At 44.9% G+C, this 14,686-nt stretch carries 14 protein-coding genes; 7 read left to right on the top strand and 7 right to left on the bottom strand.

Features of this window, described 5'->3' with window-relative positions:
- Nucleotide 1: 1 nt before the first annotated feature.
- Nucleotides 2–463, top strand: coding sequence for a threonine/serine exporter family protein (locus tag LP667_RS14640; protein WP_021732197.1), 462 nt, complete (start codon nucleotides 2–4; stop codon nucleotides 461–463).
- Between the two features lie 110 nt (nucleotides 464–573).
- Here the strand turns inward: LP667_RS14640 and LP667_RS14635 are convergent, their stop codons facing one another.
- Nucleotides 574–2,124 (bottom strand): bifunctional metallophosphatase/5'-nucleotidase, encoded by a 1,551-nt coding sequence (locus tag LP667_RS14635; protein ID WP_021732196.1) that lies wholly within the window; start codon nucleotides 2,122–2,124, stop codon nucleotides 574–576.
- A gap of 241 nt (nucleotides 2,125–2,365) precedes the next feature.
- Between LP667_RS14635 and LP667_RS14630 the strand changes: the two genes are divergently transcribed.
- The gene (locus tag LP667_RS14630; protein ID WP_021732195.1) at nucleotides 2,366–4,978 is read left to right on the top strand and encodes a cation-translocating P-type ATPase; all 2,613 of its coding nucleotides are present in this window, start codon (nucleotides 2,366–2,368) and stop codon (nucleotides 4,976–4,978) included.
- 82 nt (nucleotides 4,979–5,060) lie between these two features.
- Here LP667_RS14630 and LP667_RS14625 read toward each other — a convergent pair whose 3' ends face one another.
- Entirely contained in the window at nucleotides 5,061–5,534 is a 474-nt protein-coding gene (locus LP667_RS14625) for a nucleoside 2-deoxyribosyltransferase (RefSeq protein ID WP_021732194.1), read from the bottom strand.
- 463 nt (nucleotides 5,535–5,997) lie between these two features.
- Between LP667_RS14625 and LP667_RS14620 the strand changes: the two genes are divergently transcribed.
- Together LP667_RS14620 and LP667_RS14615 are read left to right on the top strand one after the other, a co-directional pair.
- On the top strand, nucleotides 5,998–6,465 hold the full coding sequence (locus LP667_RS14620) for a DUF1836 domain-containing protein (protein WP_021732193.1): 468 nt from the start codon (nucleotides 5,998–6,000) through the stop codon (nucleotides 6,463–6,465).
- A 142-nt stretch (nucleotides 6,466–6,607) separates the two neighbouring features.
- The gene (locus tag LP667_RS14615; protein ID WP_021732192.1) at nucleotides 6,608–7,546 is read left to right on the top strand and encodes an alpha/beta hydrolase; all 939 of its coding nucleotides are present in this window, start codon (nucleotides 6,608–6,610) and stop codon (nucleotides 7,544–7,546) included.
- A gap of 282 nt (nucleotides 7,547–7,828) precedes the next feature.
- Here LP667_RS14615 and LP667_RS14610 read toward each other — a convergent pair whose 3' ends face one another.
- Nucleotides 7,829–9,052 carry an MFS transporter gene (locus tag LP667_RS14610; RefSeq protein WP_021732190.1) on the bottom strand — a complete coding sequence of 408 codons (1,224 nt, stop codon included), beginning with the start codon at nucleotides 9,050–9,052 and terminating at the stop codon, nucleotides 7,829–7,831.
- Nucleotides 9,053–9,196: 144 nt separating this feature from the next.
- Here LP667_RS14610 and LP667_RS14605 point away from each other — a divergent pair, with 144 nt between their 5' ends.
- Nucleotides 9,197–10,570 (top strand): cytosine permease, encoded by a 1,374-nt coding sequence (locus tag LP667_RS14605; RefSeq protein WP_021732189.1) that lies wholly within the window; start codon nucleotides 9,197–9,199, stop codon nucleotides 10,568–10,570.
- Nucleotides 10,571–10,618: 48 nt separating this feature from the next.
- On the top strand, nucleotides 10,619–11,002 hold the full coding sequence (locus LP667_RS14600) for a DUF1398 family protein (protein ID WP_033609563.1): 384 nt from the start codon (nucleotides 10,619–10,621) through the stop codon (nucleotides 11,000–11,002).
- A gap of 75 nt (nucleotides 11,003–11,077) precedes the next feature.
- Here the strand turns inward: LP667_RS14600 and LP667_RS14595 are convergent, their stop codons facing one another.
- The 4 genes from LP667_RS14595 to LP667_RS14580 all read right to left on the bottom strand — a co-directional run bounded on the left by LP667_RS14595 (nucleotide 11,078) and on the right by LP667_RS14580 (nucleotide 14,099).
- Nucleotides 11,078–11,371 carry a hypothetical protein gene (locus LP667_RS14595; RefSeq protein WP_021732187.1) on the bottom strand — a complete coding sequence of 98 codons (294 nt, stop codon included), beginning with the start codon at nucleotides 11,369–11,371 and terminating at the stop codon, nucleotides 11,078–11,080.
- Between the two features lie 33 nt (nucleotides 11,372–11,404).
- Nucleotides 11,405–11,587 (bottom strand): hypothetical protein, encoded by a 183-nt coding sequence (locus LP667_RS14590; RefSeq protein WP_021732186.1) that lies wholly within the window; start codon nucleotides 11,585–11,587, stop codon nucleotides 11,405–11,407.
- 189 nt (nucleotides 11,588–11,776) lie between these two features.
- A complete protein-coding gene (locus tag LP667_RS14585; RefSeq protein WP_033609570.1) occupies nucleotides 11,777–13,210 on the bottom strand; it encodes a DHA2 family efflux MFS transporter permease subunit in 1,434 nt (477 codons plus the stop codon).
- A gap of 472 nt (nucleotides 13,211–13,682) precedes the next feature.
- A complete protein-coding gene (locus tag LP667_RS14580; protein ID WP_033609562.1) occupies nucleotides 13,683–14,099 on the bottom strand; it encodes a Zn-Finger Containing protein in 417 nt (138 codons plus the stop codon).
- A gap of 130 nt (nucleotides 14,100–14,229) precedes the next feature.
- Here LP667_RS14580 and LP667_RS14575 point away from each other — a divergent pair, with 130 nt between their 5' ends.
- Nucleotides 14,230–14,502: a hypothetical protein gene (locus LP667_RS14575; RefSeq protein ID WP_021732183.1), complete on the top strand. Its 273-nt coding sequence runs from the start codon at nucleotides 14,230–14,232 to the stop codon at nucleotides 14,500–14,502.
- Nucleotides 14,503–14,686 lie beyond the last annotated feature (184 nt).

Below are 14,686 nucleotides of genomic sequence, written 5' to 3'. Positions count from 1 at the left end.
CATGCTACATTGGCTCTTAACAACCGGTTTATTTCAAATTATCTTAGCTTACTTAGCCACGGCTGGCTTTGGGGTGCTTCTCAATATTCCGCGTCGCGCCGTTAACCTCAGTGGTTGGGTCGGTGCTGCTGGCTGGTTTACGTATGAAGTCCTCTATCACGTCCTGCCATTAGGAATCGACGCCAAACTTGCGATTGGTAACCTCGTCGCAGCTATCGTGATTGGTGTCGCCAGCGGTATGGCCGCGCGTTACAAGCGGATGCCGATGATCATCTTTAATATCCCTAGTCTGGTCCCACTGGTTCCTGGTGGCCAGTCTTATCGGGTCGTTCGTAACTTGGTCACTGGTCATCCTGACTTGGCCTATCAGTATTTTGTGCAAGTCGTCATTATTGCCGGTGTGATTGCGATTGGCTTTCTCGTCGCTGAATTTATCAATCGTATTACTTTACATTTTGCGTGAACATTGCAATTAACTATCTATCTGAAATACGTGTTGTGCTAGTTGTTAGTTAGTATTCAAAAAAACGCCCAGAATATTAGTCCTGAGCGTTTTTAGCATAATCGTTATTCTTAATAGTGAACTTGAAAATTAGTCGGTTGCGTGGCGTTGACGACGGGATGTTGCGCAAAGTAGTCGGCAATTAATACGGTCATATCAGTAGGTAAGCGCCGAATGATCTTAGTGGTTTGGTACATTGGATAATTGCCACCGCCACCAGCGCGGTAATGATTCAGAGTGACCGTTAATTTTTGGTCAGCGGTGACTGGGGCCCCATGATAATCGAGTTGAACGACACGTTGACCAAAGGGTTTGGTAAGGTCAAAAGTATAGTCGATGCCACTGTAAATATCATAGACATAGTGGCGCAACTTGGGGTGCATGAACTCGGGGTTGACCCGCACGTGGCCGTCCTGCAAGAGAAAATAGCTGGCACAGCGTTCTAGTGCTGCTCGTAAATCAGCACCAGTAATGGCTTCAACGGCAAGTTTGTTTGGATAGACATAACTGTTCATGACTTCCCGCATCGTCACGTGTTGTTTGAGCCCTGGAACGTCGTCATTAAATAACGCCGTTGCGGCAATGTCGGTGCCGGTCGCGGCCATTTCAACGCGATTGATAAAATCGATGTAAGGATGATTATGCAGCCGTGCTTGAAGATGATCGTGTACGAGCATATTGCCGTTAATTTGGCCAAGTGGGGTGTCTAACCAGTCTTCCATCTGGTCATTGATTGGTCCAACTAGTTGCATTACCTGGGTATTGGGGGTGGCATCTGCGACCGGATAGATTTCCGGATGACTGGTCGTCACTTGATGATTGCGGTCGAGTTCAAGGGTAATCATAGCAACATTAGTACCCTTCATACCAGGTTGCGTTACGGGAACACCGTGAACCGTAACGGCTAATTGTCGGTGTTGGTGGCCGGTAATCATGGCATCAATGCCAGGCACTTCAGCTAATAGTGCGGAACCCCGGTTTTCGCCATTCATGCGTTCGGTTGGACGGTCAGTTTGGGGATCACGTTCAAGGCCGCCATGGTAGGCGATGACAACGATGTCAGCCAGTTGGCGCAATTTGGGCACCCAATGTTTAGCAGTTGCGACCACGTCATCGAAGTGTAGGCCAGCAATGTGATGCGGCTGCTCCCAGTGAGCGACAAATTGGGTTGTTAGCCCTAAAATGGCCACCTTAACTCCGGCGCGTTCCAGAATCGTGTATGGTTTAGAAAACAACGTTCGCTGCAAGTCATCATGAATATTAGCAGCCAGCATCGGGTATTGGCGACTCGATTCACACAGGTCGAGGTAGTCGAGCCCGTAGTTGAATTCATGGTTACCGAAAATACCAGCTTGAACGTGGTTGCAATTTGCAAGGCGCGAGTATAACGGTGCAGCTTCTTGATGGTGGCGCGCAATGAAATAAGTCAACGGTGAGCCTTGCACATAATCGCCATTATCAATCACGATTGGCCAGACATCGGCCGTATCTTCACGTGTCAATTGATGAATAACAGTAGCGGCACGACTAAGGCTAAACGGTGCGACGTTATCGCGGCGACTGTAATCAGTTGGCGCGAGGTAACCGTGCACATCACTAGTTGAGATTAATTTGATTTTCATAACGTGCCTCCAAGGAATATTTGTGTTCTATTATAACAATATTCATGACTGGTAACTTGATTTTAGTCATAAATTGAACAGTTTTTTGATGATTACCCGTGGTTAATGTTTAATAGCTGTTACAATTACACGAACCAATCTTCACGACTTTTTCACATTTTACACGTAAAACGACAAAATGTTTCCGTTATCATTAATAATGACGAATGATAACGATAATCGAATTACGGAGGAATAAACGATGCAGAATTATCAGAATGCACCATTCAAACCTACTCCCGAGTCCGGTTTAACGACCACTGTGGTGACGGCCCAGCTAACTAAATTCGGTAAAAATGAATTAGTAGCTGCGCGACCCGTACCTTTGTGGCGTAAAATTTGGCAACATATGAGCGACGTTTCATCGCTAGTGCTATTATTTGCAGTTGGTCTAGCCACGTACTTGGCCCTTGCCCAGAATGGGGGCTGGACGAAGACCATTGTGATTGGCGCAATTTTGGTCATCAACGTCTGTATTGGCCTGTACCAAGAAGCATCGGCGGAGAAGTCATTGGCGGCATTGAAGTCAATGAGTTTACCCACAGCTAATGTTCGGCGGGATGGGACGGTACAATCCATTGCGGCCCCAGAAATTGTTCCCGGCGACTTAGTCCTGTTGAAAGCAGGTGACCAAGTACCAGCTGATGCAGTCGTGTTAGAGGCCACGAACTTAGCCGTTGATGAAGCAGTTCTGACGGGTGAAAGTGAAGCTGTTGAAAAAAGTGTTTATCAAGACACCGGTGAATTAGACGATGACTGTCAAGTGTATGCCGGAACGGCTGTCACAGCCGGTACCGCGTTGATTCAGGTCTTAACGACCGGGATGGCCACAGAGTTAGGTCAAATTGCAGGCTTGTTGAACAAAACAAAACAACGGGCCACGCCATTACAGGGACGGCTTAATCGGCTATCAAGCTGGTTAACCACATTTGCCGTGTTAGGTGGAATCACCATTTTTGCACTGAGCGTCTGGGTGCAAAACCAAGGTTTGGCCGATAGCTTGATGATTGGGGTCTCATTAGCGGTCGCGGCCGTGCCAGAGACTCTGCCAATCATCGTGACCATCAGTCTTTCACACGGTGTTCGACGGATGGCAGACAGAAATGCCATCATGCGCCGAGTCAGTGCCGTTGAAACAATTGGGAGTGTCGATGTGATCGCGTCCGACAAGACCGGAACCTTGACACAAAATCGAATGACAATCACGAAATATTGGACACCAACTACGGGGATCATGACCACCGAACAACCCTTGACCTCAGCCGGACAGACGTTGATGCGTTACCTAGGCTTAGCGACGAATGCTGAAATTAATCGTGTTGATGGTGAAGAGCAGGCCATTGGGGATGCGACGGAATTAGCCGTTATTCGTTGGCTGGCTCAGCATGATTTAGACCGGTCCGTCTTAGAAGAGCAGGCACCTCGAATTGCGGAAGATCCGTTTGACTCGACTAAGAAGATGATGACAACGGTGCATGAATTAGAAGATGGTCAACGGCTAGTTATCGTTAAAGGGGCTTGGGACCGGCTACCTTTGAAACCTGACCAAGCTAGCCTAGCTGCTGGACAAGTGGCCCATGATGAATTTGGGCAGGCGGCGCTGCGCGTTTTAGCTGTTGGCTATCGCATCATTCCCGCGGATGTCCAAACTACTGACTGGGACGACCTGACAGCTGACCTCCAATTGGCAGGATTGATTGGTTTGATTGATCCACCACGACCAGAAGTGATTCCGGCCATTCGAGCTGCCAAACAAGCGGGTATTTTTCCAGTTATGATCACGGGGGATCATTTGGTTACTGCGAAGGCTATCGCTGAGGAAATTGGCATTTTGACCCCTGAGCTGCAAGCAATTAGCGGCGATGATCTTCGCCAATTGAGCGATGAAGAATTGACGGCTCGGATTGACCAGATTGCGGTGTACGCCCGGGTTTCGCCGAGTGATAAGATTCGAATTGTTCAGGCATGGCAAAGCCTTGGTAAGACGGTGGCGATGACTGGTGACGGTGTCAATGATGCACCGGCACTAAAGGCGGCGGATGTCGGCATTGCGATGGGAATCACTGGCACCGAAGTGTCTAAGGAAGCTGCTGACATGGTGTTAACGGATGATAATTTTGCGACGATCATGGCGGCTGTTAAAGAAGGTCGGACGGTTTATCAGAACATCATCAAAGCAGTTGAATTCTTGGTCGGTGTCAACTTTGCGCAAATCTTCTTAATGGTTGGTGCAGTCCTCTTCGGCTGGGGAGCACCATTATTGGCAGAACAGTTGTTGATTATTAACGTACTAGCTGATGGAATTCCAGGTTTCTTTATTAGTCAGGAGCCGGGCGAGCCGCAAGCAATGCAGCAACCACCAGTTGCTAATGATGAAAGTATTTTGGCACGAGGACTTGGACAGCGGCTGTTTGTTCGGGCGGCAACCTTCACTGTATTGACGCTAGGAATCTATGCGTTGGGTCGCTTTGGTTTAACGAATGGGCAAGCACCAGTGGGGATGACAATGGTCTTCCTTGTGCTAGCCTTAGGGTCAATGATTGACATCTATGCAATTAAGGATCGTCGGCCACTTAGTCGGGAAACCTTTACGCGTAACGTAATGTTGAATCGAGGCCTGTTATTAGGAATTCTAGTTGTTGTTGCAATTGCAATCTTGCCACCGCTGCGAAACTTCTTTAGCCTCACAACATTACCATTATTAAGTTGGGGTGTGGTGCTAGTGGCAACGCTGATACCAACATTTGTTCTAGAACTGAATAAGCGCTGGCAAGCTTGGCGACAATCACGCTTGGTTGCGAATGTTGCTGAATAATTGTAACAAGCTAAATCAAAATACTGTCTGCAGACGAATGACGTTTGCAGACAGCATTTTTAATTGTCATTAAGAAGTTGGTCTAAAATACTGGTCGATGGGCTGGCTTTGAGCGTAAGTCGTCACAATTATAGGCTGCCAGTTCCTGGAGCCCGTCTTTGCTAGCATCAAAGTAAGCTGTTAATCCTTGGGCAATCATTAAATTAAGTTCTTTATCCGCGTCGAATTGAACAACGAGCACCGGCGTTTTTTCGGCAACGGCGGCACCGATTTCAAACATGGTACCGGAATCAGGTTCATTAGTTGCACTTGTCATATCAAAATCGAGGATGGCAACTACCACGTCAGCCCGGTGAACTTGTCGCATATCGGATGCATAGACGTATTGTTGCCAAGCACGACTGCCAAATGGTTCTTCTTCAAATTGATGTTCTTCTGGAATGAAGATACCATCTGGGTTAATGGTCGGATTGGCTAGTAGCGCCGTCTTCACTTGTTGGATGCGTTCCTTTTGAGCCTCGTCAAAAAACGGTGCAGCTAGGTAAACGTTATTCATAATGATTTCCTTTCTAGACAACAAAATTTGGATAAGCTTATTTTAGCTGAAAAATGGGGTAGCTTTCAAGCCTTGATTTGTGATGATTCAATTGTTAAGCAGTACTAATTATATCGATTGTTGTTTGTCAGCGGTGTACTCGTCCGATGCTGACTTTTAGGATCGGGCAACAATCGTTGTAGAGCCAACACAGGCTTTAGTGGCACCAAGCATGTTTCAGTTAACCGCTCGAATGGTAGATAAATGGCTACCTAACTCAACAAGTTGCCCGCTTTCAGTAGAGTAAAGCTGACCACTTTTAATTTGTGAAGATTGGCATGTTTTAACAATTTGGGTGCAATTGAAAATTAGTATAATTTATATATAGATTGGAAATCTACTTATAATAGCGTGTTGATTAGATGTTGTTGAATTAAAACCTAAATTGAGCTAAATTAAATAGGGTAACGAGGAGGGGGTTATTATGTTGTCATCCACATCACCAAGCAATTATTTACTTTCATGGGAAGCATTGCCCACAGTACCCGTTTATATGGAACAGCTGCTAGCAATCGTTAACCAAACGATTCAACCGTTGGGATTGCCTGCCGTGACCAAGACCATGATTAATAGTTATGTTAAACAGCATTTTTTCAGCCGGCCAACCGGTCATCGCTACACTCGTAACCACATTGTGGCGGTATTAGTTGTTTCAATTTTGAAAGTTGACTTTTCATTACCAGTCATTAGTAAAGCTATTTTACAAATTCGTGATTCACGACAGATTGAATGGCGTTATCAGCAATTTCGAGAAGCTTTCGAACAAACACTCAATAATCAACCAATTGTAGTGGTAAATAATGATGCGGTAACGCGTGCCATTCAACTGGCGGCCCAAACTGTGGCGGCGCATTTATTAACAATCAGGGCGCTTGATAAGCTAGGTGAGTGAGCTAGAAATTATTGCTATGGATGTGATGATTAAGGATAGCGTTTTATGAAGAACGCTATGATCTAGTCATAGCGAAATTAAAAAGCTGATAAAAGTAGTAATTTAGATTATTTTGTAAGGCATGAAAGAGGGAAACGAGAATATGACAACGCGCAAAAAATGGACATTGGCGATTATTGCATTGCTGACCGTTATTGTCATTGGTGTCGCTGGCGGTAGTTTTTACTTATATCACTTTGCGTTTGAACCAACCCCGAAAGTTTTGAACCATAGTTCTAGTAAGAGTAAAAGCACGTTAAAGCAGAATCAGGCGTGGCTTAAACGTGTGAACAAACAAACTTGGCATGAAACTTCAGCAACGGATGACTTAAAGTTGGTCGCGGATTATGTGCCAGCAGCTCATCCGACTACTAAGACGATTATTGTCGCACATGGTTATATGGGCAACAAAGAACAGATGGCTAGCTATATTCGGCTGTGGCATCGCCAGGGGTATAATGTGCTGGCACCGGATGATCGCGGCAATGGACAGAGCGCGGGCAACTACTATGGCTTTGGTTGGCCTGATCGGTTAGATTATCTGAAGTGGACACGGCAGGTGATTCGACGCGTGGGACAAAATAGTCAGATTGGGCTCTTTGGCGTTTCAATGGGTGGTGCTACCGTCATGATGATGAGTGGGGAGCAGCTCCCTTCACAAGTGAAAGCAATTATTGAAGATTGTGGTTACACCAGTGTCGGTGATGAATTGGGCTACGAGTTAAATCAGTTGTACCACTTACCGAAGTTTCCACTACTGTATACGGCTAACTGGGTCGCCCAAGCTAAGGCCCACTTCAACTTTATGACGGCTAGTTCAGTGAACCAGCTTAAGAAGAACAAGCTACCGATTTTCTTTATTCACGGTGCTAAGGATACTTTTGTACCCACGAAGATGGTGTATCAGAACTACCGAGCTACAACGGTAAAAGCTAAGCAACTATGGGTGGTTCCGGGAGCCAGTCATGCAGAATCATACACGCGCTATCCGCAACTGTATCAACAAAAAGTGAGTCAGTTCATGGCGAAGTATTTGAAGTGAGGGCTAACGCAATAGAATAACTAATGAAGGCCACCAATCAACAATAGCTGATTGGTGGCCTTAAAATATGCTATTCCTTAAGTTAAGAAGTAGCCAGCTTAGAATAAAACTCGTATTTGAGATTGCGCAATGAGTTGTTGCATGAGCTCAAATCGATGTCGGCGCGTTTCAGCAATTGTCACTCAGCCCGGGAGGTCGGATTAGGGCGCGCATTACTGCCGAACAGCAATTCAAAAAATTGGCACGTTTTAATTATGATTCAAAACGGGTTGACTAGCACGGCTAATCAATTGAGTGTTTTGCAAATGGGTGCCGCATACTTGGAATAAAGATCAGTACACCGATGAAGTTAAGCAATAAGGATAAAGCAGTAAAGATGAAGACACCATTGTAATTAAACCAACCGGAGACTGCGCCACCAAGTAGTGAACCGAGCATACTGCCGGCCGCTTGGAAGGATTGGTTCCAACTGAAAATGGTTCCTGTTAACTCGCGGGGCGTATTTTTGGAGAGTAATGTTTGCACCGTTGGGAAGAGGGCCCCATCAGAAATCCCAATCATGAAGCGTAAGAGACCTAGTGTCCATACGCTGGAGACGAATCCTTGTGGAAAGTACATCAGAATGGCAAAGACGAAACCAAAGACGAGAATGCGGTCAGCGCCCCGATGGTCACCAAGCCGACCGAGTCGTGGGGCTGATAACAAGGTCGAAATACCGGGTAAGGCGGCAATTATGCCGGCAACGACGGTGATTGGACCGACGTTATGCATCAGATCCTGAACGTATAGACTAATAATAGGGGTGATAGAGTTATTGCCCATTTGAATAATCATGGTGGAAACAAGCAGTGTGATAATTAACGTTGGGTTCTTGAATTGGCTAAGCATACTGCCTTCGCGTTTGGCAACCGGTGCATCACTCGGTTTAAAGCTTTCGTGAACCAACGTCAGGCTTAGTACGAAGACAATTAGTAGTAGAATTCCCGTGATGATGAACGTCAATCGAATGGAGAAGACCTGGGCGAGTACGCCGCCGAGAATCGGCCCAATCAAATTACCGGAAACGTAGCCGGTCGTTAAGATACCAATTGCGGTGCCACTGCTTTCCTTAGGCGTTTCCGTAGCAATCAAGGCACTGGCATTGGGAATGTAACCGGCACATAAGCCTTGTAAGAAACGCAGAAAAATGAGCATCCAAATATTATGCACGAAGCCCATCGCACCAATAACGAAGGCCATGCCAAGTGAGGAGCGTAGCAACATGATTTTACGCCCACGTCGGTCAGCTAATTTACCCCACAATGGTGAGACAACGGCGACAACGAAAAAAGTCACCGCATATGTAATACCGCTATACATCGTGAGTTCATTTTTGGAGAAATTACCCATTTGACCAACATATAATGATAAGAATGGCATGACCTCAGAAAATCCCATTCCGGCAATAAATGTTCCTAACCAGAGAACCGCGAGATTCCGACGCCAGCCTGTTAATGCGCCCTTCACAATCTGTCACTTCCTTAATTAACTTATTAAGATTATTTTAATGCGAATTTAAGTTTTGTGCAATTAACTAACTTAGTTAAATAGACTTGACCAAGCGTCACTAAAAAAACTACAATGGAAAACATTGTAGAAAGGGTGAACGATGTGCAGCAAGAGTCAAAGTATCAAATAGAAGTGGTGGCACCTAAGCACCGACACATGTCCAATTGGGATATGTTTGCAACGTGGATCGGCGCTAATGCCAATAATGGCACGTGGTACGTTGGTGGTGTATTGGCTGCGTGTGGTTTATTAACGGCCCTCAAAGTGATTGTGGCATCGTCCACGCTATCATATTTATGTTTATCGCTAGTTGGTTTTATGGGTTATAAGACCGGGGCGGCGACGATGAGTTTGATTCGAGGTTCCTTTGGTGTACGAGGAAGTTACGTTCCCTCATTTGTGAATCTGACCCAGTATATTGGTTGGACCGCGGTGAACACGTTTATCGCGGCAACTTCCGTCAGTTACTTATTACATGACTTAGTTGGGTGGCCAGTCTATGGTCAACCCGGTGGGGCTAAAGGACTGATTCTCGGAATTATTGTCATGAGTATTTTACATTTATTAAGCGTTTCGGTCGGTCAACGCTCAGTTCAGATGATTGAACGCTTAGGGATTATCCTCGTAATATTATTTGTTTTGTGGGAAACCGTGGTAGTGTTCAAGACGGTTTCAATGCACGAGTTATTAACATGGCGTGCCCCAGCACATCTACATATGACGGCGGGTGCTGGGATGGACACGTTAGCGGCATTCAACTTGTCATGGGTGACAGCGGGCGCAGATTTTACTCGTTTTACGCGTAAAAAGAGCGGCGCCACTGGGATGCCATTTTTAGGGGCCTTCACAGGCTTGTTCTGGTTTGCCTTCATTGGTCTAGCCGCAACCATCAGTATTGCCATTACTTCAGGGACATACGATCCCAATAATTCTGATCCTAGTACCATTGCGAGTCGGCTGGGTTTGGGGGTACTGGCGTTATTAGTAATCGTACTGACGAGTATGACGGCGAACGCGGTGAACTTGTTAGCAGCTGGTTCGGCGCTATCCAATATCTTTCCACGAATTCGGTTACGACCAGCACTATGGGCGGTAACGATTATTGCCACGTTGGTCACGCTGATTCCATTAGTTATGGGGAGCTTTTTAGCCGCATTTACGGCGTTTTTGGATTATATTGGAATGGTGCTTGGACCCATGATCAGTGTGATGTTAGTTGATTACTATTGGCGGCATCGGCAGCACTATGATATTAACGAATTAGCTAGTTCTAAGGGGCAGTACTGGTATCATCATGGGGTGAACTGGATTGCACTGTTATGCTGGGTACTCGGAGTTGTCATTTTCTTATTATTAAAGCACGTTGCTTGGATTGCCACGGTGACTGGGGCAACCTTTATTGATATGGCCCTGATAGGGATTATTTATGTTGTTTTAATGCGAATTTTCTACCCGTTACCTGCCAAACAGGTCTAATTGGATTACAATGAATAAGTAAACGAAATTAGAATGAGGGGTGTCATGATGTTTAAATTAACTGAGATTGATGACGTATTAAATAACTTAGGTGACCACGCGGACTTTGCCACAATTGCCAAGAAAGAGTCTGACTTAGGTGTTCAGCATTTTCAATATGATGTCGCGACTGGTGCCACAACGTATTTTGGTGAGAACGGTTATCTCGTTGAACGACGGACCAATGGCTTAGCAACTCGGGTTGCCCGTGAAGAAGATGCCGCGGCAGTTGAACAGATTGCTAAGCAATATATCACTGGACAATTAGCGTTAGCAGACGCTGTTAAGCAATTTGCCCAGGCCGGATGTCAAGCTTGGACTGCGAACTTAAAACGTCACATCATCGATTTCAGCGGTGATGAAGGCAAAATTATGGCGGCTGTAACATTTTAAGTAATTAATTGAAGCAAAAAAGGCTGACTATCCACGTTTAATCAGGATAGTCAGTCTTTTTTGTACGATGGTGATTTAATACCCAGCCTGATGATATTGCTTACTTAATTGGCGCTCTAAACTGAGCAAAGTTAGCGGGCTTAGTCGTCGTAGCTTATCGGACTGATAGCGCATGACTAATTGTTCAGGACTATTAATTGTGATACTAGTGACGCCATCTAAGCCTTGAAAAGTCCGTTGAATTGATTGTTGTAGTTCAGGATGTTGCGGCCAGATGGGGGAGGTCAACATGACCAGGCCGTGCTCAGGGTGTTGATACGTAATCTGATATTTATTGAGATAACGCTGAAACATGTCTTCTGGATTCATTAACGGTTCCTCCTCATATCTGTACAACTAAGACTATAAACCAAACCAAACGACCCAAATAAAGAAGCCCGCCAGGCAAAGTAGGGCTACACCGATCAGCCCCCAGATCATACCTGACAACTTTTTAGCGTGCCGATAATAGTAGACACTAAGTATTCCACATAGTAAGGCCAGAATAATGCTAGTGCCAATAATTAAACCAATTGTTAATTCCATAAATTATGTTCGACTCCTCATGCTTATCATTTTAATTGTGCATTAAACTACGGTAAAGTGCAATTATTTATCAGGATTACTAGCATATAAAATAATGGGTGGTGATGGTTATTTTGGTAAGCATTTAGATAAAGTAAAAACTAGTCTGCTTAGACACTTGTCAGCAAGACTAGTTTTTATTAATGCCAGTTATTTAGTTGTTTTTTTAGACAAGCGGGTCGCAAGCAACAAACCAGCAAGGGCTAAAATAAACGTAAAGTAGAACCCGTAATGGGCACCGTTGACGAAGGCACTGGCGGCTTGGTGACCACCATTAGCATAGTAAGAAGCTTGACCAATACCTAAGAGGCTAGTTGCAATTGCGGTTGAGATAGCACCAACGACCTGTTGTAACGTATTCATAATGGTACTACCATCGGCTGCGATGGGTCCCGTTAAAGAATTTAAACCATGCGTTTGTGAAGGAGACATTGCTAGCGGTGCCCCAATCATTAAGATAACGTGAGCTAAAATAACGTACCAGGTGGCGCTGCTAGTCGTTGTTAGGGCTAGCATCAATGCCCCCACCATGGAAATCAAAAAGCCTAACATTGCTGGTGTACGGGCTCCAATCGAGTCGTATAAACGCCCAGAAACGGCTGAGACGATTGCATTCATCAAGCCACCGGGTAACATAATGACCCCAGTCAATGCAACGGGAATTAGCAATCCCTTTTGAATGTACATCGGGAGTAAGTACATCGCTGATAAGATAATCCCAAAGTTGATCATAACTAGGCAGGCACCGACCCGAAAGCCAGGGATGGCGAATGTCTTGAGGTTCAGAATTGGCGCTTCCATGGTAAGCTGCCGATGCGCGTACCAAGCCAAAATAACGAGGCCCAGAATTAAAGCACCTAGTACCGCTGGTGATCCCCACCCTTGATCACTAGCAAGGCTGACCCCAACAACGAGACTACCAAAGCCGACCATTGAAAGTAGAATGGATAAAAAGTCCACTTTAGGTCGTGTTACTTTTGCAATGTTTTTAAGTGAAGTGACGGCAAAGATAAATGCGATAATCAAGAATGGGATGAAGAGCCAAAAAATCCACCGCCATGATGATAAGCCTAAGATGGCTCCGGCAATTGTTGGACCAACGGCCGGTGCGAACATGATAACTAAACCGACCATCCCCATAGCTGCCCCTAATTTGTAAGGTGGAAAAATCTGCATAGCCACCGTAAACATGAGCGGTAAGATCAGGCCAGTTGCGATACCTTGAATCATCCGGCCGAATAATAAGACGCCAAAGCCTGGTGCTGAAGCTGAAATGATGGCGCCAACCGCGAAGTCAATCAAGGCAAATAAAATCACTTGACGGGTTGTAAACCATTTAGTGATTAAGCTAGATAATGGGAGGACGATCCCAATCATTAGCATGTAACCGGTTACTAACCACTGCACAGTTGCTGTTGAGACGTGTAACTGTGTCATCAATTGAGGTAACGCGATGTTCAGTGATGTTTCACTAAACATTCCGACAAAACCACCAATTAACATTCCCATCATAGCTAGCATTGGATGGGTAACGGGAACCCGGGCCTGTTGTTTAGCCTGCGAGTTACTTTGTGCTGAATCCATCATATTGTTCACACTCACTTTCCTGAATACAATGGGTTAGCATACCAGAAAATTAATTTTTTCGTAAGTGTTTTTTCTGAAAGGTGATCATTAATTTACGGTAAATAAAAAATATTGACTGATTGGTGGCTCAGCAGTTAGTCCTATGACCTATTATGGTTAGACATGAAGAGATTTGGACAAAACTAAAAGTGTTCAGTCGCTTAAGAAAAGACTGCTTCTCAAGAAACCGAACACAATTTTTCTGTCAATATTGTCGAAACGGGCGCCAAAAGGTTGCTTGTTCCACTTAACCCCAATTCGGTGACTATCGTCCAGGGATAATCACCGAATTTACATTAATGCTTGCAAACAGACCACCTTTTGATCCACTCTCTCGGCGCTACATTGAGTTATAGGCACTGACTTAGTTAGGAATGTAGTGGTATTCGCAACGATTTCAGGTTATCTAAAAACTCTCCAGATAGGAACGCTATACCTTAGCCTCGAATTGATGACCACATTGGGGACAAGTTATCCGAACGTGACCGTGGTGGCGTGGAATGCGAATACGTTGGTGACATTGTGAACAACGGAAAAAGCGATACTGCCGATGCTGTTTTACTTGGTAGCTTAACTGACTGAATGGTTGAACAATTGGCAACCATAGGCGTTGAAAGCCACGATTAATTGCAACTTGGCGATAAATCTGTTTAGAAAATAAGCGCCAGTAACTGATGATAATTAGTAGTACTGCCACTAAGACCAACCAGCCGGAGCGGATAAAGAGACTGATAATAATTAGTAATAGCGCCAAATTATTTAAAAAGCGGTTTAACGTATCGTTTTGACCATACCGACCACGCATCCATAATTGTAGGCGTTGTAATAGTTTTGAATTTGGTTTCAAGTCCTGAACCCCCGTCACTAAAAATAATTGATATTGGTAGCATAACATAGTTTTTTACTAGATAAATAATACCTATTCGGGCTGTTAACGGTGTATACTTATGCATATTATAGTAAACAGAGGGAAAAACATGTCAACACAATCACAAATTACGCAAACGCAAGTGCTCGATGCAATTAGCCGAGCAGCGTTGATGCTCGATCGACAAGATGATGCTCAAAACGGTCTACAACAATTATTGAATGAATTTCGGCGAAGCCTACTACAGACTGGTGGCCAGGTCGCCACGACGGTGTTATATCATGGAAAAATCAAGAGTTATTTATTACAACATCCAAGTCGTTATCCAGATAGTGTGGCAGCGCTCTCATTATTGTTAGATCGATTTGTCGCGGCTCAGTAATCGGGCTGCTTTTTAGTTTGTTTAGTGTCTAACCTAACTGGCTTTTGTCTTGGGGCTAGTTAATGGTGGTCAATATTGATATTAAAAAGCAAGTTGCGCTATGCTGATTATGAGTATGCGAGAAAGCTAATCATTGCTTTTTTGTGTTTACGGTTGTAAACTACAGTTAACTTAATTCGGAAGG

Origin of the sequence: Lactiplantibacillus paraplantarum (assembly GCF_003641145.1) — a bacterium.
Taxonomy (GTDB): Bacteria; Bacillota; Bacilli; order Lactobacillales; family Lactobacillaceae; genus Lactiplantibacillus; species Lactiplantibacillus paraplantarum.
This window is presented reverse-complemented; position numbering and strand designations above follow the sequence as displayed.

Excerpts from the sequence above, each read along its gene's own strand:
- LP667_RS14640 (WP_021732197.1), top strand. The coding sequence starts at position 2 with ATGCTACATTGGCTCTTAACAACCGGTTTATTTCAAATTATCTTAGCT.
- LP667_RS14635 (WP_021732196.1), bottom strand. The coding sequence starts at position 2,124 with ATGAAAATCAAATTAATCTCAACTAGTGATGTGCACGGTTACCTCGCG.
- LP667_RS14630 (WP_021732195.1), top strand. The coding sequence starts at position 2,366 with ATGCAGAATTATCAGAATGCACCATTCAAACCTACTCCCGAGTCCGGT.
- LP667_RS14625 (WP_021732194.1), bottom strand. The coding sequence starts at position 5,534 with ATGAATAACGTTTACCTAGCTGCACCGTTTTTTGACGAGGCTCAAAAG.
- LP667_RS14620 (WP_021732193.1), top strand. The coding sequence starts at position 5,998 with ATGTTGTCATCCACATCACCAAGCAATTATTTACTTTCATGGGAAGCA.
- LP667_RS14615 (WP_021732192.1), top strand. The coding sequence starts at position 6,608 with ATGACAACGCGCAAAAAATGGACATTGGCGATTATTGCATTGCTGACC.
- LP667_RS14600 (WP_033609563.1), top strand. The coding sequence starts at position 10,619 with ATGTTTAAATTAACTGAGATTGATGACGTATTAAATAACTTAGGTGAC.
- LP667_RS14595 (WP_021732187.1), bottom strand. The coding sequence starts at position 11,371 with ATGAATCCAGAAGACATGTTTCAGCGTTATCTCAATAAATATCAGATT.
- LP667_RS14590 (WP_021732186.1), bottom strand. The coding sequence starts at position 11,587 with ATGGAATTAACAATTGGTTTAATTATTGGCACTAGCATTATTCTGGCC.
- LP667_RS14585 (WP_033609570.1), bottom strand. The coding sequence starts at position 13,210 with ATGGATTCAGCACAAAGTAACTCGCAGGCTAAACAACAGGCCCGGGTT.
- LP667_RS14575 (WP_021732183.1), top strand. The coding sequence starts at position 14,230 with ATGTCAACACAATCACAAATTACGCAAACGCAAGTGCTCGATGCAATT.